Origin of the sequence: Sphingomonas sp. Leaf30 (genome assembly GCF_001422525.1) — a bacterium.
Taxonomy (GTDB): Bacteria; Pseudomonadota; Alphaproteobacteria; order Sphingomonadales; family Sphingomonadaceae; genus Sphingomonas; species Sphingomonas aerolata.
Window position 1 is genome coordinate 26,241 of sequence record NZ_LMKZ01000018.1, and the last position, 21,340, is coordinate 47,580.

Annotated in this window: 27 protein-coding genes; 9 read left to right on the forward strand and 18 right to left on the reverse strand. The window is 69.6% G+C overall.

Annotated elements, in window-relative coordinates:
- Positions 1-16: 16 nt before the first annotated feature.
- A complete protein-coding gene (locus ASE89_RS13850) occupies positions 17-1,873 on the reverse strand; it encodes a hypothetical protein (protein ID WP_056678893.1) in 1,857 nt (618 codons plus the stop codon).
- Positions 1,870-2,097: a hypothetical protein gene (locus ASE89_RS13855; protein WP_056678896.1), complete on the reverse strand. Its 228-nt coding sequence runs from the start codon at positions 2,095-2,097 to the stop codon at positions 1,870-1,872. Before ASE89_RS13855 ends, ASE89_RS13850 begins: the two co-directional genes overlap by 4 nt.
- Positions 2,098-2,212: 115 nt before the next feature.
- On the opposite strand from ASE89_RS13855, the gene ASE89_RS13860 reads away from it, so the two are divergent.
- The gene (locus ASE89_RS13860; RefSeq protein WP_056678899.1) at positions 2,213-2,650 is read left to right on the forward strand and encodes a hypothetical protein; all 438 of its coding nucleotides are present in this window, start codon (positions 2,213-2,215) and stop codon (positions 2,648-2,650) included.
- Between the two features lie 46 nt (positions 2,651-2,696).
- Here ASE89_RS13860 and ASE89_RS13865 read toward each other — a convergent pair whose 3' ends face one another.
- The 5 genes from ASE89_RS13865 to flgG all read right to left on the reverse strand — a co-directional run bounded on the left by ASE89_RS13865 (position 2,697) and on the right by flgG (position 6,164).
- Positions 2,697-3,002: a hypothetical protein gene (locus ASE89_RS13865; RefSeq protein WP_056678902.1), complete on the reverse strand. Its 306-nt coding sequence runs from the start codon at positions 3,000-3,002 to the stop codon at positions 2,697-2,699.
- Positions 3,003-3,222: 220 nt separating this feature from the next.
- Positions 3,223-4,101, reverse strand: a complete 879-nt coding sequence (locus ASE89_RS13870; protein WP_031395278.1) for a flagellin — start codon at positions 4,099-4,101, stop codon at positions 3,223-3,225.
- 157 nt (positions 4,102-4,258) lie between these two features.
- A complete protein-coding gene (gene flgH, locus ASE89_RS13875; protein WP_056678905.1) occupies positions 4,259-4,990 on the reverse strand; it encodes a flagellar basal body L-ring protein FlgH in 732 nt (243 codons plus the stop codon).
- Between the two features lie 11 nt (positions 4,991-5,001).
- Positions 5,002-5,460, reverse strand: coding sequence for a flagellar basal body P-ring formation chaperone FlgA (gene flgA / locus ASE89_RS13880; RefSeq protein ID WP_056678908.1), 459 nt, complete (start codon positions 5,458-5,460; stop codon positions 5,002-5,004).
- Positions 5,457-6,164, reverse strand: a complete 708-nt coding sequence (gene flgG, locus ASE89_RS13885) for a flagellar basal-body rod protein FlgG (protein ID WP_082447031.1) — start codon at positions 6,162-6,164, stop codon at positions 5,457-5,459. Before flgG ends, flgA begins: the two co-directional genes overlap by 4 nt.
- On the opposite strand from flgG, the gene ASE89_RS13890 reads away from it, so the two are divergent.
- The 3 genes from ASE89_RS13890 to ASE89_RS13900 all read left to right on the forward strand — a co-directional run bounded on the left by ASE89_RS13890 (position 6,163) and on the right by ASE89_RS13900 (position 10,194).
- The gene (locus ASE89_RS13890; RefSeq protein ID WP_082451552.1) at positions 6,163-8,181 is read left to right on the forward strand and encodes a FlgK family flagellar hook-associated protein; all 2,019 of its coding nucleotides are present in this window, start codon (positions 6,163-6,165) and stop codon (positions 8,179-8,181) included. The two genes, flgG and ASE89_RS13890, sit on opposite strands and share 2 nt — an antisense overlap.
- Positions 8,182-8,192: 11 nt before the next feature.
- On the forward strand, positions 8,193-9,101 hold the full coding sequence (locus ASE89_RS13895; protein WP_056678915.1) for a flagellin: 909 nt from the start codon (positions 8,193-8,195) through the stop codon (positions 9,099-9,101).
- Positions 9,102-9,195: 94 nt separating this feature from the next.
- Positions 9,196-10,194 carry an adenosine kinase gene (locus ASE89_RS13900; protein ID WP_056678918.1) on the forward strand — a complete coding sequence of 333 codons (999 nt, stop codon included), beginning with the start codon at positions 9,196-9,198 and terminating at the stop codon, positions 10,192-10,194.
- Between the two features lie 176 nt (positions 10,195-10,370).
- Here ASE89_RS13900 and ASE89_RS13905 read toward each other — a convergent pair whose 3' ends face one another.
- The 8 genes from ASE89_RS13905 to hisB all read right to left on the reverse strand — a co-directional run bounded on the left by ASE89_RS13905 (position 10,371) and on the right by hisB (position 16,013).
- A complete protein-coding gene (locus ASE89_RS13905) occupies positions 10,371-11,906 on the reverse strand; it encodes an amino acid permease (protein ID WP_056408830.1) in 1,536 nt (511 codons plus the stop codon).
- A gap of 110 nt (positions 11,907-12,016) precedes the next feature.
- Positions 12,017-12,394 carry a histidine triad nucleotide-binding protein gene (locus ASE89_RS13910; protein WP_056408832.1) on the reverse strand — a complete coding sequence of 126 codons (378 nt, stop codon included), beginning with the start codon at positions 12,392-12,394 and terminating at the stop codon, positions 12,017-12,019.
- A 142-nt stretch (positions 12,395-12,536) separates the two neighbouring features.
- Positions 12,537-12,857 carry a phosphoribosyl-ATP diphosphatase gene (locus tag ASE89_RS13915; RefSeq protein ID WP_056678921.1) on the reverse strand — a complete coding sequence of 107 codons (321 nt, stop codon included), beginning with the start codon at positions 12,855-12,857 and terminating at the stop codon, positions 12,537-12,539.
- A 32-nt stretch (positions 12,858-12,889) separates the two neighbouring features.
- Positions 12,890-13,066 carry a hypothetical protein gene (locus ASE89_RS20860; protein WP_166747134.1) on the reverse strand — a complete coding sequence of 59 codons (177 nt, stop codon included), beginning with the start codon at positions 13,064-13,066 and terminating at the stop codon, positions 12,890-12,892.
- 5 nt (positions 13,067-13,071) lie between these two features.
- Positions 13,072-13,845 carry an imidazole glycerol phosphate synthase subunit HisF gene (hisF, locus tag ASE89_RS13920; protein ID WP_056678924.1) on the reverse strand — a complete coding sequence of 258 codons (774 nt, stop codon included), beginning with the start codon at positions 13,843-13,845 and terminating at the stop codon, positions 13,072-13,074.
- Between the two features lie 247 nt (positions 13,846-14,092).
- Positions 14,093-14,827 (reverse strand): 1-(5-phosphoribosyl)-5-[(5-phosphoribosylamino)methylideneamino]imidazole-4-carboxamide isomerase, encoded by a 735-nt coding sequence (hisA, locus tag ASE89_RS13925; protein WP_056680627.1) that lies wholly within the window; start codon positions 14,825-14,827, stop codon positions 14,093-14,095.
- Positions 14,824-15,429: an imidazole glycerol phosphate synthase subunit HisH gene (gene hisH, locus ASE89_RS13930; RefSeq protein ID WP_056678927.1), complete on the reverse strand. Its 606-nt coding sequence runs from the start codon at positions 15,427-15,429 to the stop codon at positions 14,824-14,826. Before hisH ends, hisA begins: the two co-directional genes overlap by 4 nt.
- Complete coding sequence (hisB, locus tag ASE89_RS13935) at positions 15,426-16,013, reverse strand: imidazoleglycerol-phosphate dehydratase HisB (protein WP_056678930.1); 588 nt, start codon at positions 16,011-16,013, stop codon at positions 15,426-15,428. The genes hisH and hisB overlap by 4 nt, the downstream gene beginning before the upstream one ends.
- 71 nt (positions 16,014-16,084) lie before the next feature.
- Here hisB and ASE89_RS13940 point away from each other — a divergent pair, with 71 nt between their 5' ends.
- The 5 genes from ASE89_RS13940 to gmk all read left to right on the forward strand — a co-directional run bounded on the left by ASE89_RS13940 (position 16,085) and on the right by gmk (position 19,532).
- Positions 16,085-16,570: an SspB family protein gene (locus ASE89_RS13940; protein ID WP_031394376.1), complete on the forward strand. Its 486-nt coding sequence runs from the start codon at positions 16,085-16,087 to the stop codon at positions 16,568-16,570.
- Positions 16,571-16,735: 165 nt separating this feature from the next.
- Positions 16,736-18,127 carry a class II fumarate hydratase gene (fumC, locus tag ASE89_RS13945; RefSeq protein ID WP_056678934.1) on the forward strand — a complete coding sequence of 464 codons (1,392 nt, stop codon included), beginning with the start codon at positions 16,736-16,738 and terminating at the stop codon, positions 18,125-18,127.
- A 269-nt stretch (positions 18,128-18,396) separates the two neighbouring features.
- Positions 18,397-18,609: a hypothetical protein gene (locus ASE89_RS13950; protein ID WP_056678937.1), complete on the forward strand. Its 213-nt coding sequence runs from the start codon at positions 18,397-18,399 to the stop codon at positions 18,607-18,609.
- Positions 18,606-18,809, forward strand: a complete 204-nt coding sequence (locus ASE89_RS13955) for a hypothetical protein (RefSeq protein ID WP_031440271.1) — start codon at positions 18,606-18,608, stop codon at positions 18,807-18,809. The genes ASE89_RS13950 and ASE89_RS13955 overlap by 4 nt, the downstream gene beginning before the upstream one ends.
- A 72-nt stretch (positions 18,810-18,881) precedes the next feature.
- Positions 18,882-19,532: a guanylate kinase gene (gene gmk, locus ASE89_RS13960; protein WP_031394372.1), complete on the forward strand. Its 651-nt coding sequence runs from the start codon at positions 18,882-18,884 to the stop codon at positions 19,530-19,532.
- A 39-nt stretch (positions 19,533-19,571) separates the two neighbouring features.
- Here the strand turns inward: gmk and ASE89_RS13965 are convergent, their stop codons facing one another.
- From ASE89_RS13965 to ASE89_RS13975, 3 genes are read right to left on the reverse strand one after another with little or no spacing between them, the layout of a single operon-like run.
- Positions 19,572-20,252 (reverse strand): ATP12 family chaperone protein, encoded by a 681-nt coding sequence (locus tag ASE89_RS13965; protein ID WP_056678940.1) that lies wholly within the window; start codon positions 20,250-20,252, stop codon positions 19,572-19,574.
- A 13-nt stretch (positions 20,253-20,265) separates the two neighbouring features.
- On the reverse strand, positions 20,266-20,484 hold the full coding sequence (locus ASE89_RS13970; protein WP_037532554.1) for a hypothetical protein: 219 nt from the start codon (positions 20,482-20,484) through the stop codon (positions 20,266-20,268).
- On the reverse strand, positions 20,481-21,140 hold the full coding sequence (locus tag ASE89_RS13975; protein WP_056678943.1) for an HAD-IA family hydrolase: 660 nt from the start codon (positions 21,138-21,140) through the stop codon (positions 20,481-20,483). The genes ASE89_RS13970 and ASE89_RS13975 overlap by 4 nt, the downstream gene beginning before the upstream one ends.
- Positions 21,141-21,340: the final 200 nt, after the last annotated feature.

Consider the following 21,340-nt stretch of genomic DNA (forward strand, 5'->3'; position numbering starts at 1 on the left):
GCAGGGGCGCGGCGACCTAGTCCAGTCGCGTCGACGTCCGCGCCGCCTGTCCCGCGGTCAGCAGGTCGCCGATCGCGCCCGCGGGGCCTGCCGCGGACAGCGCGGTCATCGCGGAATCGAGTCGCGCCGGGTCGAAGCCTCCGACCGGCGCGGTCAGCATCGCGAACACCGGCGCGGTCGGCAGCGGCGCGAAGGCGCGGGCATAGCGCCGGTTGAGCCGTGCCAGCGCGGCCTCCTGTCCGAGCATCGCATGGGCGATCGCCTGGCGCAGGACGATCGCCTGGCCCTCCGCAGACAGGCCGCCGCGCGGTCCGGGGGCGGGCAGCAGCGCGGTGCCGCTGGCGGCTAAGCCCGACCAGTCGCGCGCGTGCCAGTCGAATTCGGCGCGGATCGGCGTCGCGTCGCGGATGTCGGCGAGCGTCGCCACCGCTTCGGCGTGGCGGCCGAGCAGTTCGAGCGCGACCGCCTGGAGGCGGCGCCGCTCGTCCTGGATCGCGTCGGGATAGGGGATCATCGCGGTGTCGCGCAGCACGCGGACCGCGGCTTCGGGCGCGCCCGCCAGGATCCGCAGCGTCGCGACGCGGATCGACAGGGGGCCCTGTTCGACGTCGCGCTGCGTGGTGCCGAGCCGGCGTTCGAGCAGTTCGGCGGCGCGGCGATAGAGCCCGGCCTGTTGCAGCCGGTCGGCAAGCATCCACACCACGCGGTCGCCTTCCGCCCCCGTCGGCATCAGGTCGCGGTAATCCCAGAGCAGACCGGCGGCGGTGTCGAGCGGCATGGTCGATTGCGGCGCCACCAGTGCGACGAGATGCGCCTGGACGGTCGCCGACAGCGGCGCCGCGTCGGCGCCGACATTGCCGTAGCGTAGCAGCGCGGCAGCCGCCGCCAGCAATGCGGGTTCGTCGCCGCGGCGGGTGGCGAGGCTCATTGCCAGCGTCAGCCCGCGGCGTTCGACCATGCCCCCCCGCCAGCGGAACAACAGCGCCGCCAGCCGCCGCGCCGCGACCGGCGGGGCGAGCGTGCGCGCGGCCAGATCGGTCTCGATCGTGCCGAGCGTGGCTGCGGCGCGCTGTTCGGGATCGCCGGTGCGTGCGGCCAGATCGAACCAGCGACGGCTCGTCGCCGCGGCGCCGAGCGCACGGTCCGCCTCGCCGTGCAACAGCGCGGCCGCCGCGTCGGTCGCCGGGAGGCGATCGAGCCAGTCGCGCGCCGGGCCGGGCCTCCCTGCGTCGATCGCCGCGCGCGCGGCGGCGAGGATGAAGGGGCGGCGCGCCTTGGCGCCACGCGCGTTCAGCGCGGGCATCGCACAGCCGAGGACGCCCAGCGCCGGCGCCGCACGACCCGCCTCCGCCAGGATCCGCATCCGCCACAGACAGGTCTCGGGATCGGTCGCGAGCGCAGGGTCGTCGAGCGCCGCGATCGCCGGATCGGTCCGCCCGAGGCGCCCGAGCGCGACGCCGCGCGCGCGCCGCCACGCGGCGACCTTTGCAAGCCCGGTATCGTCGGCCGCCATCACGTCGAGCACGCCGAGCGCCTCGCCGGCGCGGTCGCGCGCGATCAGGGCGACCGCATAGCGCCAGCGTGTCGCTTGCCGTGTCGCGGGCGTGGCGGTCGCGAGCGCCGCCCAGGCCGCCTGCTCGCTCATCTCGGTCCAGGCGATGCGCGCCGGCGGCAGCGGCTGCGCGGCGAGCTCGGCGGCAAAGGGTATAGGCGCCGGGCGGGCGGGGGCGGGTGGCGACGGTTGCGCGGGCGTCGTGCTTGGGTGCGGCGTGCTCGGGTGCGGCGCGCTCGGGTGCGCCGTCTCGGCGGCGCGTGCGGGGTGCGGTCCGGCCAGCCCCGCGCCGATCGCCAGCGCGATGGCGAGGCGGATCATGCGAAGGCCAGCGTCACCGCGACTGCGGCAGCGGCGGCGGCGCCGAGGAACAGCAGCGCGAACACGATCGTCGCGACCCTGTTGCCTGCAGCGGCATGATGACCATCGCCCGGTCCGGCCGCGGGCATCGGCGCGATCGCCGTTGCATCGCCGCGCCGACGGGCGTCCGTCTCGGCACCGTTCGCGACGATCCTGACGCGCGCGGGTTTCTGATCGTGGCTCACTTGCGCTCCATCCCTCCGCTATCCTCCTATTATAGAGGCAAAGACCTGCGGATCGTCGGCGTCGGCCGGCATTCGGGGCGACGTCCCGACGAAACCACAAACCGGAGCCCGAGCGATGCGCACCCGCCCTTCACCCAAGCAGATCGCGCTGCTGATCGCGGCGCTGCTGACCGCGCCGGTCATGGCGCCGGGCGCCGCGGCGTCCGAAGGGGGCGGGGCGGAAGGTGAACCCGTACGGCCGTCGCCGCTGTTCGTGATGCTCGATCCGCTCGACGTGCCGATCGTCGAAGGCGATCGTGCGGACGGACGGCTGAAGGTCAAGCTCGTGCTCCAGGCCGCGGATGTCGCAGGCGCGGGGGCGATCGAGACGCGTCGGCCCGAACTGCGCGAGGCGGCGCTGGTCGCGTCGATCGAATTCGCGCGGTTGCATGCCTCCGCGTCGACGCCGGTCGATGCACGGCGACTGGCGCAGGACGTCTCCACGGCCCTGCGCCGGGTCGATCCGACGATCGCGGCGGTGTTGCTGGTCGAGGTGGCGGCGCGCCGCGCCTGATCGCGCTGGAGCCCGCGCGCTGCGCCGAACCCCGGCCCGGCGTATCTCAGGCGTTGGCGTTCAGCCCGTGCCGCGTGGCGCGGGGGCGGGTCGGCAGCGGGGTGACGTCGGCCACGCGCTCGGGCCTGCTGGCGCGACGGCAGGCGAAGTCTTCGATCCGCGCGCCGGTGATCCGCGGCGACAGCAGTAGCAGCGCGATGCAGTCGGCGATGTCGGGATCATGCTCGCTGCCGATCGTCTCGACGACGTCGTCGAGCGTCATGCCCGGCGCGGTCAGCGCACAGGCCGCCGCGGCGGACCACAGCGCATGCGGGTCGGTGACCGAGAGCGACAGCGAAACGCGGTAGTCCATGACCTCATCCTCTCCGGTCGTTCGTGGCTGGTCCGCCCGCCGGTTCGCTCGACCCTAGTCGAACCGGGCCGCACGGCTATTAAGGGATTACCCGTATCCAGGCGCGCCGCCGCCTGAAAACAGGCATGAAAAAACCGGGGTGGCCGATCGGCCACCCCGGTTTCCACGACCCCCCGCCGATGTGCTTGGGGGACTTGGCGGGATCGTGTCTCGTACCGGCTTACCGGAACAGCGAGGTGATCGTCTGCGGTGCCTGGTTGGCGATCGACAGCGCCTGAACGCCAAGCTGCTGCTTGACCTGCAGTGCCTGCAGCTTCGCCGATTCCTTGGCCAGATCCGCGTCGACCAGCTTGCCGACGCCGCTTTCGATCGCGTCCGACAGCTTGCTGGTGAACGTCATCTGTGCGTCGATCTTGCGCGACCCCGAGCCGAGATCGCTCAGCTTGGTGTTGAGCGAGCTGCCCAGCGTGTCCAGGGTATCGACCATCGCCTTGGCCTTGGCAGCCGTGTCGATTTCCGAATCCTGGCCGAGCACGCCGGTACCCACGCCCGCGGACGCGGTTTCCGTCGCCGGCAGGTCGATTTCCTGGTTGGCGATGGAGAGCGTATCGGGATCGTAGGTGTCGGTGCCGGTTGCCTTGTTGGTCAGCGACTGCAACGCACTCACGGTGCCGCCGCCGGTCTTGAGCAGGTTCGTACCGTTGAACTCGGACGAATCGACGATCGTGCTGATCTGGTCGCGAAGGGCGGTGAAGTCCTTGTTATACGCAGCGCGGCTCTCGTCGCTGATGCCATCGTCCGACGCCTGCTTGGCGAGCGTCTTCATCTGGTTGACGACGTCCGAGATCTGCTCTGCGCCTGCGACCGCAACGTCGGCCACGCTCTTCGCCCGGCTGAGCGAGGAGTTGACCGCCTTGAGGCCACCCAGATCGCCGCGAAGGCCCTGGGCGATCGTGAAGGCTGCCGAATCGTCCTTGGTCGATGCGACGTTCAGGCCGCTGTTGATGCGGCTCTGGACGACGGACAGACCCTTGCTGGTCTCGTTGAGGGCCTGAAGGGCCGCCATCGCGCCAACATTGGTGTTAACGGACATTCCCATGATATTCTTCCTTCTGGAATAGTCGGTCGCTTCTGCGTCCTTGAGCCGTACGGCGGCTCGCCGACGGAGCGGTCAGATCCGACCCGCTCCTTATTCTGGGAAGAAATCCGGGGACTTGGTCGCGCTGCGCGGATTATTTGCAGCGCGGGCGCGCGCGTCAGAACGGAAACAGCGCGTCGTAGATCTGCTGGCCCCAGCGCGCCTGCTGCGCCTGCGTCAGCTGGCCGCGGCCGCCATAGCTGATCCGCGCCTCGGCGATCTGCGTGTGGCGGATGCTGTTGTCGCGGCTGATGTCCTGCGGGCGCACCATGCCGGTCACGATCAGCTCGCGCAGCTCGTAATTGACGCGGATCTCCTGGCGGCCGCGGATCATCAGATTGCCGTTGGGCAGCACGTCGGTGACGATCGCCGACATCGTCATGCTGATCGTCTCGGACCGGCTGATATTGCCCGATCCGTTGAACTGCGACTTCGAATTGCCGGCGATCAGCGGGTCGGGCGTCGCGACGCCGAGCCCGAGTGCTGCGGTCAGCCCCGCATTCTCGGAGCCGCCGCGCGTGCGTGCGGTCGTGTTGCCGACCTCGGCGCGGTCCGCCACGTTGATCCGCACGGTCAGGATGTCGCCCTTGCGCGCCGCGCGCTGGTCACCGAGAAACGCACCCGCGCCCGCGCGGAACAGCGATGCGTCGGGGGGCGCCAGCGCCATTGGCGGCGCGGCCGGGCGACGGCTCGGCTGGCCGAGCGAATCCTCAGTCAGCGGGGTGTCGACCGCGGTCATCTCGCTGAGTTTCGGCGCCTTGCCGATCGTCTTGAGCTGGCCGATCGTGCCGCAGCCCGACAGCGCGGTCGCGCCGGCGAGGATCAGGAACATCGTCGCGGGTCTGGTCATCGAAACTCTCCTCATTGCGCGGCGACGCGGACGCTGCCCGCGCCGGTGACGACGCCATCGACGCTGTGGTTGGTGGACAGCGCGACGACGCGGACGACGTCGCCCATGCCGCCCGCCGCCAGCGCCCGCGCCGCGGTGGTGATCGCAAACCCGCGACCCTGCACGGACAGCGTCACCGCCTCGCCGCGGCGCACCAGCCGGGGCGCGACGAGGTCGCCGGCGCGGACCATCGTGCCCGCGGGCAGCGCGCGCACCGCCTCGCGTCCGCTCGCCGCGTCGGCCGCCAGCACGCCGCGTGCGGCGACCGCGGCCCGCGGCTGCAGCTCGAAATCGGTCGCGCTCAGGATGTCGCCACGCGCGATCGCGCGGGTGAGCACGGCGACGGGCGTCTCGACGGGGTCCGCCGCCTGCGCCGGGAGCGCAGCCCGCGATGCCAGCAGCAGCACGAGGGCAATTGCCAGGCGGCTCACCGGAGCTGGCTCGAGGTGGCGAGCATCTCGTCCGCGGTCTTCACCACGCGGCTGTTCATCTCATAGGCGCGCTGCGCGGTGATCAGCGCGGTGATCTCGGACACCGGGTTGACGTTCGACGCCTCGACAAAGCCCTGCAGCGTGTCGCCAAAGCCCGGCTGGCCCGGCGAAGCGACGGTCGGTTGCCCCGACGAGGCGGTTTCGAGGAAGAGGTTGCCGCCCTGCGCCTCGAGCCCCGCCTCGTTGACGAAGGTCGCGAGCTGGATCTGGCCGACGGTCTGCAGCGCGGGATCGTTGGCGAGCTTGACCTGGACTTCGCCGGTCTTCGAGATCGCGACGTCGACCGCCTCGGGCGGGATGACGATCGCGGGCTCGACGCGGAAGCCGTCCGCGGTGACCAGCTCGCCCTGTTCGGACAGCTGGAACGATCCGTCGCGGGTGAAGCCGATCTGCCCCGAGGGCAGCGTCACCTGGAAATAGCCGCGCCCCTGGATCGCGATGTCATAGCGGTTGCCGGTCTGGTTCGGCGCACCCTGTTCGGTGATGCGGTAAACGCCGCCGGTCTTCACGCCCGCGCCGATCTGGATCCCGGTCGGCACCTTGGCCTGGCCGTCGCCGCCTGCCGCCGAACCGGGGCGCGTCTCCTGCTGATAGAGCAGGTCCTGAAACGCCGCGCGCTGGCGCTTGAACCCGGTGGTGTTCATGTTGGCGAACGTCAACACGCCGGGCTATGCGCGCGAGACGGTCGCGTTGCAGACGGGGGTGACCGCGGGCCGCGTCAACGGCGTGGTGGTCGGCGAACCCGGCCGCGTCGCGGACAAGTTCCTCGAAGCGACCGTCTATGGCCGCAGCGGCGACGCGGGCCGCGCCGAGGTCGAGGCGGGCTATCTCGACCGGTTGCAGTCGCTGCTCGGCGCGACCGGGTCCGAATCCGCGCTGCCCGCGCGGCTCGACGCGATCGCGGCGACCGCGACCGCGATGGCCGGCGCCAATGGCGGCTCCGCGGTCACCGCGCCCTTTGTCGGCATGGTCGAGGACGCGATCGGATCGATGCGCCAGCTCGGTCGCGACGTCGACGTGCTGCGCGGCGATATCGAGGGCGAGGTCGGCGACACGGTCGAGCGGGTCAACGCGCTGCTGCGCACGGTCGACACGCTCAACGATTCGATTTCGCGGCTGCAGGGGCTGGGGCGCAGCGCGTCGGGCCCCGCCGACCGCCGCACCACCGCACTAGAGGAGCTCAGCGCGCTGATCGGCATCACCGCGCGCGAACAGCCGAGCGGGCGGGTGACGATCGATACCGCCTCGGGCGTCCCGCTGCTCGACCAGCGGCTGCGCCAGCTCTCCTATCCCGCCAGCGGCGTCGGCAGCGCACAGCCGGTCTATCCGACGATCGACGTGCGGTTCGCCGAGGCGGACGGCACGCTCGGCGCGGCGACCGGGACGACGCTCGACACACCGGCGATGGGCGGGCGGCTCGGCGGACTGCTCGACCTGCGCGACCGGCAGTTGCCCGCCTTTTCGGCGCGGGTCGAGACGCTGTTCACGGGGCTCGCGCGGACGATCAATGCCGCGTCCAACACCGGCTCTGCGGTGCCCCCGCCGGCGATACTCACCGGCCGCGCGACCGCGCTGACCGGTGGCGACCGGCTGGGGTTCACCGGCGCGGCGCTGATCGCGGTGACGCGGTCGGACGGCACGATGGTCGCCGGCACCACGCTCGACTTCGACGCGCTCGGCGCGGCAGCAACCGTCGACGATGCGATCGCGGCGATCAATACCGGCCTGGGCGGTGCGGCGACCGCGTCGTTCGCCAACGGCACGCTCACCATCGCCGCGACCGGGGCAGGGACCGGCGTCGCCGTGGCGCAGGACACCGCGCGGCCGAGCGCGCGGGCCGGGATCGGCCTGTCGCACTATTTCGGGCTGAACGACATCGTCCGCAGCGACACGAGCATGCTGGTGCCGTCGGGGTTCACCACCGCCGATCCGCATCGCTTCGCCGCCGGCGAGGCGGTCGATTTCGCGTTGCGCGATTCGTCGGGCCGGCTGGTCGCGCGCTATGCGCTGACGGGGGCGACGGGGCCGAGCTATGGCGACCTGATCGACGAGCTCAACGCCAGTCCACTCGGCGGTTATGGCCAGTTCGCGCTCGACGATGTCGGACGCCTGCGGTTCTCGGCCACCCGGGCCGAATCGGGGGCAATGCTCTCGGTCCTGTCCGACACGACCGACCGCGGCGGCACCGGACGCGGCTTTGCGGCGATCACCGGGCTGGGCGCGGCGGGGGCGGGGCTCGACAGCGCCGGTGTCCGCCGCGACGTGCTCGCCGATCCGACCCGCCTCCCGCTCGCCCGGCTCCAGCCCGTCGCGGTGGGAACGAAGGCGCTGGGGCCGAGCGACCGGCGCGGCGCGACCGCGCTGGTCGATGCGCTGGCGAGCGCGGTCGATCTCGGCGACGCGGGGACGATGACGATCGCGCGCTTCTCCGCGGTCGTGCTGGGCGATGCGGGATCCGCCGCGTCGCGCGCTACCGATCGCGCGGACCAGATGGGCGCACGCCGCGACGACGCGATCAACCGCCGCGACAGCGTCTCGGGCGTCAATATCGACGAGGAGCTCGGCCAGATGGTCGTGCTTCAGAACAGCTACGCCGCCGCCGCGCGCGTCATGACCACCGCGAGCGAGATGTACGACACGCTTCTCGGCATGATCAGATAGGACCAGCATCGATGACCCGCATCGCCACCATCCCGCTCCAGCGGACGCTGACCGACGCGGTCCAGAAGGCGCAGCAGCGGCTCGCGCAGACGCAGCTGCAGCTCAATTCGGGCAAGAAGGCGAAGGATCTCGCCGACCTCGGCAGCGCCGCGGTCCGCACGCTGTCCGCGCGCAGCGCACTGTCGATGCAGGCGGCGCAGAGCGCGGCGACGACCCGGCTCGGCACGACCTTGTCGCTCTACGAGGCCAATATCACCGCGATCGACACGATCGCCGGCGATCTCCGGACGCAGCTGATGACCGCGGTCGGTACCGGCGCGACGCCCGCGCTCGGCAGCGCGATCGAAAGCGCCTTCAGCCAGTTCCGCTCCGCGCTCAACGCGACCGATGGCAGCGAGCCGCTGTTCGCCGGTGCGCAGGGCGACGCGATCCCGTTCAAGCCCGCGACGCTCGCCGAGACCGCGGGCACGACGACGCAGGCCGCATTCGGCAATGACGACGTCCGCGCCTCGGCGTCGATCGGCGGCGGCGCGACGCTGACCTATGGCGTCACCGCGAGCGAGCTCGGCGATGGCGTGCTCGCCGCGTTCCGGACGCTGGCCGAAGCCGGACCGATCGGCGCCACCCCCAGCGCAGGCCAGGCCGCGGCGCTCAAGACCGCGATCGCGCAGCTTGACGCCGCCTTGCCGCAGGTCCGCGGGCTCAACGCCGCCAACGGCCTCCGCCAGGCGCAGATCGAGACGCTCGGCGCGCGCGCGGCCGATCGCGCCGCGCTGCTCGAGAAGATCGTCTCGGACAATGAGGACGCGGATTACGGCCAGATCTCGATGGACCTGATGCAGCGCAAGACGATGCTGGAGGCGAGCTATTCGGTGTTCGGCAAGGTCGCCGGGCTCAGCCTCGTCGCTTATCTGCGCTGACGCCCGCGGTCCGGGCACCCGGCGCCGCAGCGGTTGCGCCTGCCGCCTGCGCCAATTACGGCGGGCTTTTCCCGTTCGGTCCGGAGACCTCCCCTTGAGCACGCCTACCTATGACGTCGTCGCGATCGGCAATGCCATCGTCGACATTCTAAGCAGCGCCGACGACGCCTTCATCGCCGAGATCGGTGTCGCCAAGGGCTCGATGCAGCTGATGTTCTCGTCGGAAGAAGCCGATGCGCTCTACGCCAAGATGGGGCCGGGCATGGAAATTTCGGGCGGGTCGGCCGCCAACACCGTCGCCGGCGTCGCCGCGCTCGGCGGCAAGTGCGGTTTCATCGGCCAGGTCGCCGACGACCAGCTCGGCCAGGTCTTCGCGCATGACGTCCGCAGCATCGGCATCGAGTTCGCAACCCCGGTCCGCGCCGGCGACCCGACCACCGGCCGCTGCCTGATCTTCGTGACGCCCGATGGCCAGCGGACGATGAACACCTTCCTGGGCGCAGGGCAGTTCCTCCCCGCCGCGGCGATCGACACCGCGATGATCGCCGACAGCGCGATCCTGTATCTCGAGGGCTATCTCTGGGATCCCGAAGAGCCGCGCGCCGCGATGCGCGCCGCGATCGATTGCGCACGCGGTGCGGGGCGCAAGGTCGCCTTCACGCTCAGCGACGTGTTCTGCATCTCGCGCCACGGCGGCGATTTCCGCCAGCTGCTGTCGGACGGCCTGATCGACATCCTGTTCGCCAATGAGAGCGAACTGGCGGCCCTCGCCGAGACCGAGGATTTCGACGCGGCAGTCGCGAAGATCTCGGCCCAGGTCCCGACCCTGGTCGTCACGCGCGGCGAACACGGTGCCTGCGCGATCCAGAACGGCACGCGCGCCGAAGTGAAGGCCGAGCCGATCGCCAAGGTTGTCGACACGACCGGCGCGGGCGACCTGTTCGCGGCGGGCTTCCTCCACGGCCAGGCACAGGGCCACGACCTCCACGCCTCGCTGAAGCTCGGTGCGGTCTGCGCGGCCGAGATCATCAGCCATGTCGGCGCCCGCCCGATGGTCGACATGAAGGCGCTCGCCGCCAAGCATATCGGCTGACGAACCGAACCGTCATTCCCGCGCAGGCGGGAACCCATACTGGCCGGCCGCGCGATAGACTCGCAACCGCTGGAGGATAGGGATCCCCGCCTTCGCGGGGATGACGCGTTCGGTACTACGCACAAAAAAAGGGCCGCGGGAGTTTCCTCCCGCGGCCCTTTTTGCTGCGTCCCGGATCAGTGGCTGCCCGGGGGCGCCATGTCGATCGGCTCGCCGCCGTCGGCCATGCCGCGCCCGAGATAGCTCTTGCGGTAGCCATAGAGGAAATAGATCACGAGGCCGACCGCGCCCCAGATCGGCAGTACCGCCATCGCCTCGTAGGGAAGCGAGAAGTACAGCCCGATGCAGCCGACGATCGTCAGCGGCGCGACGATCCAGGCCGCCGGCGTGCGGAACGGACGATGCCGGTTCGGCTCGCGCTTGCGCAGGATCAGCAGTGCGATCGCGACCATCATGAACGCGTAGAGCGTGCCCGCATTGGCGATGTCCGCGAGCTGCCCGACCGGCAGGAACGCGGCGGCGAACGCGACGAACACGCCGGTGATCGCGGTGACGATATGCGGCGTCTTCCACTTGGGATGCACGCGGCTCAGCACTTCGGGCAGCAGGCCGTCACGGCTCATCACGAAGAAGATGCGCGTCTGGCCGAACATCAGGATCAGGATCACCGACGGCAGCGCAAGACCGGCGGCATAGCCCATCCAGTTGCCGACATTGGCATAGCCGACCTGACGCAGGACATGCGCCAGCGCCTCGTTCGAACAGACCAGCGCCTGCGCGTTGGCGGGGATCAGGCAGGCGCGCGCGAGCTCGGCCGACCCGGTGGTGAACGGCACGCCGTCGGCGCCGAACAGCGGCTGTCCGCCGATCGTGCCGATCGCACCCGCTGCGACCAGCATGTAGAACACGGTGCAGATACCGAGCGAGGCGATCAGCCCGATCGGCACGTTGCGCTGCGGATCCTTGGTCTCCTCGGCCGCGGTCGAGACCGCGTCGAAGCCGACATAGGCGAAGAAGATCGTCGCCGCCGCGCCGACCACGCCCAGCCCGTTGCTGCCGAGGATGCCGGTGGGGAGGAACGGCTCGAAATTGCTGCCATGCGTCTTGGGCAGCGTCAGCGCGACGAACGCCGTCAGCGCGACGACCTTGATCGTCACCAGCACCGCGTTGACGCGGGCGCTCTCGGTCGTGCCGATCATCAGCAGCCAGGTGATCAGCAGCGAGATGACGACCGCGGGCAGGTTGATGAACCCGCCGGGCATGTACGGCCCGTGCGACAGCCAGGTCGGCAGTGTTATCCCGAACGTCTCGTGCAATATCGAGCCCGCGAAATAGCCGGACCAGCCGACCGACACGGCACTCGCGGCCACCGCATATTCGAGGATCAGCGCCCATCCGACCGTCCAGGCGAGCAGCTCGCCCATGACCGAATAGGTGTAGGTATAGGCGGAGCCCGCGACCGGGGCCATCGCCGCGATCTCGGCATAGCAGAGCGCGGCGACGACGCAGACCGCGCCGGCGACGACGAAGCTCAGGATCATGCCCGGCCCGGCCTTCTGCGCGGCGGCGGAGGTCAGCACGAAGATGCCCGTGCCGATCACGCAACCGATGCCGAGCATGGTTAGCTGGAACGCGCCCAGCGATCGGTGGAGCGATTTCTTCTCCGCCGTCGCCAGAATGGCGTCCAGTGACTTAACGCGACCAAAAATCAATTCGGTTCCCCCCGGGGGTTGTGAGGGCCGGTTCACTGGCCCCCTTGCTCAAGCCGGGAAGCCTAATGGCAATTTTATTACGCGCAATCCTTTAGTGGCGGAAAGCCGCGCTATCCGGCCAGCATCGGGCCAAGCGGACGCCCGCCAAAGACATGAACGTGCAGGTGCGGCACCTCCTGATGCCCGTGCTGGCCGATGTTCGCGAGCAGGCGATAGCCCGGCTCGACCAGCCCCGCGGCGCGCGCGACCGTCCCGACCGCGCGGATGAACCCGGCGATCTCCGCATCGCCCGCACGCGCGGAGAAATCGTCCCACGAGACATAGGCGCCCTTGGGGATCACCAGCAGATGCGTCGGCGCCTGCGGATTGATGTCGTGGAACGCGATCGCGAAGTCGTCGTCATAGACGCGGTTTGACGGAATCTCGCCGCGCAGGATCTTCGCGAAGATGTTCTGGTCGTCATAGGGCTGGGTGGCGTCGATCGGCATGGGGCAGGCTCCTTTTCAGGCATCCTACCAACCTTCGTCATCCCCGCGAAGGCGGGGATCCATATCCTCGGACGTCAGCGATCCCGCGGCACGGCCAGCCAGTCCGGGTTCCCGCCTCCGCAGGAATGACGGAGCTGGCGGATCAGCCGGTTCGCGCGGCCTTCTCGACCAACCCGCCGACCCCCTCGCGCCGCTCCAGCTCGGCCCGCACATCGTCGAAGCTCAGCCCGGCGTCCGCCAGCAGCACCGCGAGATGGAACATCAGGTCGGCGGCCTCGGGGACGATGCTCGCCTCGTCGCCCGAACAGGCCGCGATCACCGTCTCGACCGCTTCCTCACCGAGCTTCTGCGCGATCTTCGGGCGGCCGCGCGCGAACAGGCTGGCGGTGTAGGAGGTGTCGGCGGGCGAATCGCGGCGCGCGCGGATGGTCGCCTCCAGGCGGTCGAAAACGGGGTCTGCCATGCCGCGCGTGCTGACGCAGGCGCGCGGGCGGGTCAATCCTTTGCGCGCGGCGGCCGCTTCAGGAACCGCTTGCGCAGCGCGCGGCGGACCAGCCAGACGCCGATCGCGGCGACCGCGAACAGCGCGATGTCCGACGCTTCGGGGCCGGTGCGCGGATGCACCACGCCGCTATGCCCCGACTGCACCGCGACCAGCGGTAGCGTCGCCATGCCGGTCAGGCCGACCGCAACGGGGTCCGCACCGGGATACCCGCAGCCGCCAGCGCGGCGTGCGCGTCGCCGATCGACGCCTGGCCGAAATGGAAGATCGATGCGGCGAGCACCGCGCTCGCATGCCCGTCGCGGATCCCGGCGACCAGATCGTCGAGCCCGCCGACCCCGCCGCTCGCCACCACCGGCACCGCGACGCGGTCCGCGATCGCGCGGATCAGGTCGAGGTCATAGCCGCTGCGCGTCCCGTCGCGGTCCATCGAGGTCACCAGCAGTTCGCCCGCGCCGAGGTCTGCGAGCCTCACCGCATGCGCGATCGCGTCGATCCCGGTCGCGCGCCGGCCGCCATGCGTGAACACCTCCCAGCCTTCGCCCGAGCGCCGCGCATCGACACTCGCGACGCAGCACTGGCTGCCGAAACGTTCGGCGATATCGGCGACGAGCTCCGGCCGCTCGACCGCGGCGGAATTGACCGCGACCTTGTCCGCACCCGCCAGCAACAGCGCGCGCGCATCGTCCGCGGTCCGCACGCCGCCGCCGACCGTCAGCGGCATGAAGCACACCGCCGCGGTCCGCCGCACGACGTCGAGGATCGTGCCCCGGCCCTCATGGCTCGCGCCGATGTCGAGGAAGCACAATTCGTCCGCCCCGGCGGCGTCATAGGCGCGCGCCTGCTCGACCGGGTCGCCCGCGTCGCGCAGCTCTAGGAAGTTCACGCCCTTCACGACGCGGCCGTCGGCGACGTCGAGACACGGGATCACACGCGCGCGGACGGTCATGCGGCGTCTCGAAGAAGTGGTTCACGCGGAGACGCGGAGACGCGGAGACGCGGCGGAGCCGCTGAGAAGGCTATTTCGCGCAGAGGCGCAGAGGGCGCAGAGAAGAGAGAGAAGCGCGTGCCTGCAGCAGCGTGCAGGATTTTAACGTTTGCGAGGATGGAGGGGCCGCTGACGCGGTCGGCTCTGCGTCCTCTGCGCCTCTGCGCGAAACCACTATCTCCGCGTCTCCGCGTCTCCGCGTGAACCCTCATGCCGCCTTCGCCACGCTCAACGCCGCCGCAAGATCGAGCCGCCCGTCGTACAACGCCCGCCCCGTGATCACGCCTTCCACGCCATCACGGACGTGCAGCGCCAGCACGTGGATCTCGGCGATCCCCTTCACCCCGCCGCTCGCGATCACCGGAATGTCGACCGACCGCGCGAGGTCGACCGTCGCCTCGACGTTGCACCCCTTCAGCATCCCGTCGCGCCCGACATCGGTGAACAGCAGCGACGCCACGCCCGCGTCCTCGAACCGCCGCGCGAGATCGACCGCGCTGGTGGTCGAGACATCGGCCCAGCCCTTGGTCGCGACCATGCCGTCCTTCGCATCGACCGCGACGACGATCCCGCCAGGGAAATCCTTCGCCACGCCGCGCACGAAGTCGGGATCCTCGAGCGCCGCGGTGCCGATCACGACGCGCGACACGCCCAGATCGAACCAGCCCTCGACATTCGCACGCGTCCGGATCCCGCCGCCGAGCTGCACATGCCCCGGAAACTGCGAAACGATCGCGCGCACCGCGTCGCCATTGACCGAAGCCCCCGCAAACGCGCCGTCGAGATCGACGACGTGCAGATGCTCGGCACCTGCATCTGCGAACAGCATCGCCTGCGCGGCGGGATCGTCGCCATAGACGGTCGCGCGGTCCATATCGCCCTCGGCAAGGCGGACGACTTGCCCTGCCTTGAGGTCGATCGCGGGGAAAACGATAAGGCTCACGGCCGCCACTCCAGAAAACGTTCGAGCAAGGCCAGGCCGTAGCGCTGGCTCTTCTCAGGGTGAAATTGCACGCCGATCATCGTGTCGCGGCCGATCGCCGCGGTGACGGGGCCGGCATGATCGGTGGTCGCAAGCACATCGGCGCCTTCGAAGCCGAAGCTGTGCAGGAAATAGGCCTCGCCCGGCGCGATCAGCGGATGCGCGGTGGCCGGCACGACGTCGTTCCAGCCCATATGCGGCACCTTCGCGTCCATCGTCCCCGGCTCGAGCCGTCGCACGCGCCCCGGCACCCAGCCGAGCCCGGCATGCGTCCCCATTTCCTCGCCCGCGTCCGCCATCAGCTGCATGCCGACGCAGATGCCGAGGAACGGCGCACCCTCGTCGCGCACGCGCCGGTTCATCGCCTCGACCATCCCCGGCACCGCGCGCAACGCCGCCGCGCATGCGCCATACGCGCCGACGCCGGGCAGCACGATCCGCTCGGCCCTCGCGACGACGTCCGCATCGGCGGTAACGATCAGGTCGCTACAGCCCGCGGTGCGCAGCGCGTTCTCGACCGAATGCAGGTTCCCCGCGCCGTAATCGATCAGCGCGAGCGTCACAGTATCCCCTTGGTCGACGGGATCGCGTCGGCCTTGCGCGGGTCGATCTCGATCGCGGTGCGCAATGCGCGCGCGACGCCCTTGAACGCGGCCTCGGCGATATGGTGGTTGTTGGTGCCGTACAGCGTCTCGACGTGCAGCGTGATGCCCGCCGCCTGCGCGAAGCTGTGGAAGAAATGCTCGAACATCTCGGTGTCCATGCCGCCCAGCCGCGTCTGCGAGAACAGGTCCTTCCACACCAGCCACGGCCGCCCGGAGATATCGAGCGCAACCCGCGTGAGAGTCTCGTCCATCGGCGACAGCGCATCGCCGTAGCGCGCGATGCCGCGCTTGTCGCCGAGCGCCTGCGCGAAGGCCTGGCCGATCGCGATGCCGGTGTCCTCGACGGTGTGATGCTCGTCGATATGCAGGTCGCCCTTGGTCCGGACGTGCAAGTCGATCAGCGAATGGCGCGAGAGCTGTTCGAGCATGTGGTCGAAGAAGCCGACGCCGGTCTCGACGTCGTAAACGCCGGTCCCGTCGAGGTTGATGGTGACGTCGATCGCCGTCTCGGCGGTGGAGCGGGAAATCGTGGCGGTGCGCATGCCACCTCCCATAACGTGCGCCACGACGCATGCAATCTTGACCGCGATCCGAATACCGCTACCCAGAGGGAATGAGTGATGGACTGCCCGATAGCCTGATTCCGTACGACGAGATCGTGCAAGAAGCCCTGCGTGCCGTCGTCGGCCGCGTGCTCGGTTCCGTGTCGGAGGCCGGCGGGCTGCCCGGCGAGCATCATTTCTACATCACCTTCAAGACGCAGGCGCCCGGCGTCGACATCCCCAAGCGGCTGATCGAACGCTTCCCGGACGAGATGACGATCGTCATGCAGAACCGCTACTGGGACCTCGTCGTCGACGACGAGCGCTTCTCGATCGGCCTGTCGTTCAACCAGGTCCCGTCGAAGCTGGTCATCCCCTATTCGGCGATCACCGCATTCCAGGATCCCGCGGTCAGCTTCGAACTGCGCTTCCAGGCGCAGGAAGGCGCGGACGAGTCGCTCGGCGAGCATGACCCGGCCGAGAATGACGGCCCGACCGCGGTGCCGATCGAAGACGGCTCGAACGTCGTCGCCGTGGATTTCAAACGGAAGAAGTGAGCTGGAGCGAGGCGATCAGGCAAAGCTGATCGCCGGTCGCAAAGCGACGCGAACGGCCGGCCGACGCGCACCGCGCGGTCGACGACATGGGATTTACTCCCATGTCGGGCTTCTGCTGTACGCCGCCATACCGGAACAAGCCCGGCATGACGGCGTAGGTAGGCTATGACCAACACCCGCACAGAAACCGACTCGATCGGCCCGATCCAAGTCCCCGCCCAGGCCTATTGGGGCGCGCAGACCGAGCGATCGGTCGAGAATTTCCCGTTCGGTACCCGCGAACGCATGCCGATCGAGATCGTCCACGCTCTCGCGCTCGTCAAACAGGCCGCCGCCCGCGTGAACCGGTCGCACGGCCTCGACGCCACAATCGCCGACGCGATCGACGCCGCCGCGCAGGAAGTCATCGACGGCACGCTCGACGACCAGTTCCCGCTGGTCATCTGGCAGACCGGCAGCGGCACCCAGTCGAACATGAACGTCAACGAGGTGATCGCCGGCCGCGCCAACGAGCTGCTCACCGGCACGCGCGGCGGCAAGTCGCCGGTCCACCCCAACGACCATGTCAACATGAGCCAGTCGTCGAACGACAGCTTCCCGACCGCGCTCCACATCGCCGCCTCGCTCGCCGTTACGCGCCGTCTCTTCCCCGCGCTCGACCGGCTGAAGACCGCGCTGCAGGCCAAGGCGGATGCGTGGGACGACATCGTGAAGATCGGCCGCACGCATCTGCAGGATGCGACGCCGCTCACGCTCGGGCAGGAATTCGGCGCCTATGCCAATCAGGTCTATCGCTGCGGCCGCCGGATCGAGCCGGGCGTCACCAACGGCACCAACCGGCTCGCGCAGGGCGGCACCGCGGTCGGCACCGGGCTCAACGCGCCCAGGGGGTTCGCCGCGGATTTCTGCAAGGCGGTCTCCGACCTGACCGGCCATCCGTTCATCCCCGCCGAGAACAGCTTCGAGGCGCTCGCCTCGAACGACCCGCTCGTCCACCTGTCGGGCACGCTCAACACGCTCGCGGTCGCGCTGACCAAGATCGCCAACGACATCCGCCTGCTGGGCAGTGGCCCGCGCTGCGGCTTTGGCGAGATCGACCTGCCCGCAAACGAGCCAGGCAGCTCGATCATGCCCGGCAAGGTCAACCCCACCCAGTGCGAGATGCTGACGATGGTCGCAGGCCAGGTGATGGGCAATCACGTCGCGGCCACCATCGGCGGGATGCAGGGGCATCTCGAACTCAACGTCTTCAAGCCGCTGATCGGCGCGAACGTGCTCCGCTCGATCGACCTGCTGGCGACCGCGATGGAGGGTTTCGCGGAACGCTGCGTCGACGGCATCGAACCCAATCGCGACCGCATCGCCGACCTGCTCGACCGCTCGCTGATGCTCGTCACCGCGCTCGCGCCCGAGATCGGCTATGACGCGGCCGCGAAGATCGCCAAGCACGCGCATGTCGAGGGGCTGACGCTGAAAGAGGCCGGCCTCGCACTCGGGCTGGTCGACGCGGAGACGTTCGACCGGGTCGTGCGGCCCGAGTCGATGCTCGGCCGCTAACCGACCCACCCCGTCATCCTGACGAAAGTCAGGACCCAGAGCCATAAACGGTGCGCGTCGTAACTCTGGATCCTGGATCAAGTCCAGGATGACGGATGGTCTGTACGACCTCCCCCTTCGTCATCCTGACGAAAGTCAGGATCCAGGATTACTCAGCGAGACGATCGTGGCTCTGGGTCCTGACGTTCGTCAGGATGACGGATGGTGGTGAGGCGGGGAACCCAAACGCGGTTCGCGCGCTAACCCGCCACACGCGAAGGAGAAATTACGTGGGCGCAACGACCATAGGCGCGCTGATCGGCGCAGGCATCGACTCGCTCAGCGGCGATGACGGCAATGCGGACGGCGCGATCATCGGTGCGGTCACCGCCAACGTGCTCAAGATCGTCGTGCCGCTGGCCGTGACCTACGCGATCGGCTGGGCGGTGCTGCGCGGTGCAACGGAACTCAAGGACCAGGTTTTCGGAGAGGTTAAGTCATGATCGGACGTATCATTAGTGCATTGGTTGGCCGCGAAATGGGTCGGCGCAGCGGCGGCAGCGGCGGCACCTCGGGTGCGGTCAAGGGCGTGGTCGCGATGAGCGTGCTGCGTCGCATGGGGCCGCTCGGCATGATCCTCGGCGGCGGCTATGCTGCCAAGAAGGCTTATGACCGCAACCGGGCGCGCAAGTCGGGCTACTGATCCGCCGCCAGAATGACACGCGCGGGCTGTGCATGGGTTGACGCCCATGCGCAGTCCGCGGCAAGGGCGCGCATGCCCCACACACTTCCGTCCGACCCGCATGGTTTCCGTCGCCGCGGCGTCCTGTTCGTCCTGTCCTCGCCGTCGGGCGCCGGCAAGTCGACGATCGCGCGCCGATTGCTCGCCGACGAGCATGAGCTGGAGATGTCGGTGTCGGTGACGACCCGCGCGATGCGCCCGGGCGAAGTCGACGGCAAGGATTATCATTTCACCGATCTCGAGGGCTTTCGCGACATGGTCGCGAAGGACGAATTCCTCGAATGGGCGCATGTCTTCAACCACCGCTACGGCACCCCGCGCGCGCAGGTCGAGGAGATGCTCGCCGCCGGCAAGGACGTGTTGTTCGACATCGACTGGCAGGGCGCGCAGCAGCTGTTCCAGATCGCCGGCGGCGACGTCGTTCGAGTCTTCATCTTCCCGCCGTCGATGGAGGAACTCCACCGCCGCCTCACCAGCCGCGGTACCGACTCGACCGAAGTGATCGACGCGCGCATGTCGCGCGCCGCGAACGAGGTCAGCCACTGGGACGGCTATGATTACGTCCTGGTCAATGACGACGTCGACAGCTGCATCCGCGGCGTGAAGACGATCCTCGCCGCCGAACGCCTCAAGCGCTCGCGCCAGACCGGCCTGATCGGCTTCATCCGCCGCCTGACGCGCTGACCCCCCGTCATCCTGGATCCGGTCCAGGGTGACGAAAGCCTACAGCATCCCCAGAAACGCCACGCCACGCGCGAATTCCTGGCGCTTAAGCTCGCGCAGCTGCGCCGCCTGCCAGTCCTCGCCCCACATCTCGATCGACCAGTCCTCGTCGATCCCCGCCGCCGCCCACGCCGCATCGCCGTCGATCTCTCCCTCGACCAGCGCCAGCCCGATCACCAGCGACCCCGTCAGCGTGACGACCGGCGACAGCCCGGCAAGGTGGAAATCGTCATGCGCGGCGACCGCCTCGTGCAGCCGCGCGATCGTCGCGGGGGCCTGTGCGACGTGCATCACCCCCGCCGTCACCGCGAACGTCACGTCATACCGCGCGCGCGCCCAGTCGAGCAGCGGGTCCCAGCGTGCCGCCTGCCGCTCGACCAGCGGCGGCGGCCCGTCCGCACGGTAACAGAGCAGGTCGCTCTCGCCATAGGCCGCCAGCCGCGCGGCAAACTGCGCCGGATCGTTCGCGATCGGATCGGTCGCGGCATTGGCGAGGCCGGTCAGCGGCATCGTCCGCGGATCGATCGTCTCGCCGACGCTGCGCCATTCCCCCGCCACCGCCTGTGCCAGCGCATCGGTCGGCAGCGCGAGCGGCCGTCGCCCGGGCGTGCGGACCGGCTTGCCGTCGAGCGTCACCACGCGATCCGCATCGATCGCCACGTCTGTCCAGAATCTCTTCATGCGTCCTGTCCGGTCATTCGGTGGGCGTGCGCCAGCGCTGCGCCAGGCTGCGCGGCACGATCGCGATCATCGCCATCGCCGACAGCACGATCGCGGTGCCGAGGATCTTCGGCCCCCAGCTATAGGCGCGCGCGATCAGCACGAGCCCGAGCACCGCGCCCGCCACGCCCGCAAGCCGCACGCCGACCAGCACGAACCAGCGCCGCTGCGCCAGGCGATCGGCCTCCGTCACGACGCGGTCACCAGATGACGCAGCGCCGGTACCGTCTCGGCGACGACGTCCGCGCCGGCCTCCGCCAGCTCGTCGACCGCGTGATAGCCCCAGGTGACGCCGACCGCGCGGGCCCCCGCCGCGCGTGCCATCGCCATGTCATAGCTCGTATCGCCGATCATCGCGGTCGTCGCCGGGGTCGCGCCCGCCTCCTTGATCGCCGCGAACAGCATCGCCGGATCGGGCTTCGACGGATGCCGGTCCGCGGTCTGCAGCGTCACGAAGCGGTCGGCGATGCCGTGCGCGGCGAGGACATGCGCGAGCCCGCGGTCCGACTTGCCCGTCGCGACACCCAGCATCCAGCCATCGTCGGCGAGCGTCGCCAGCACGTCGGCGATCCCCTCGAACAGCGGCTCCTCGATCAGCTCGCCGCTCGTCCGCATCGCATGGAACGCGGCCTTGTAGTCCGTCGCGAGCGTGCGGTGCAGCGCCTCGTCGCCCTGCGGCACCAGGATCTGCATCGCCTCGACCAGGCTGAGCCCGACGATCCGGCGAATCGCGGCGCGCGGCGGCGGGACGAGCCCGGCCGTCTCGAACGCCCGCTCGCACGCGACGCAGATATTCGCCTGACTGTCGACGAGCGTCCCGTCGCAATCGAACACGGCGAGGCGGATCATGAGATTTTCCAGCGCATCCCCGTCTCGTAGATCAGCCGGGCGAACGAGGGAACGCCAAACCGGAACGCGCGCCGTCATGTTCCCCCGCAAAGGCGGGGGACTGACTTAAGCAGAGCTGCCGATCATGCCCCCTGGACCCCCGCCCCCGCGGGGGACGGGCAGCAAGGCGGAGCCTCACCATCACCATAATAACCACCCCG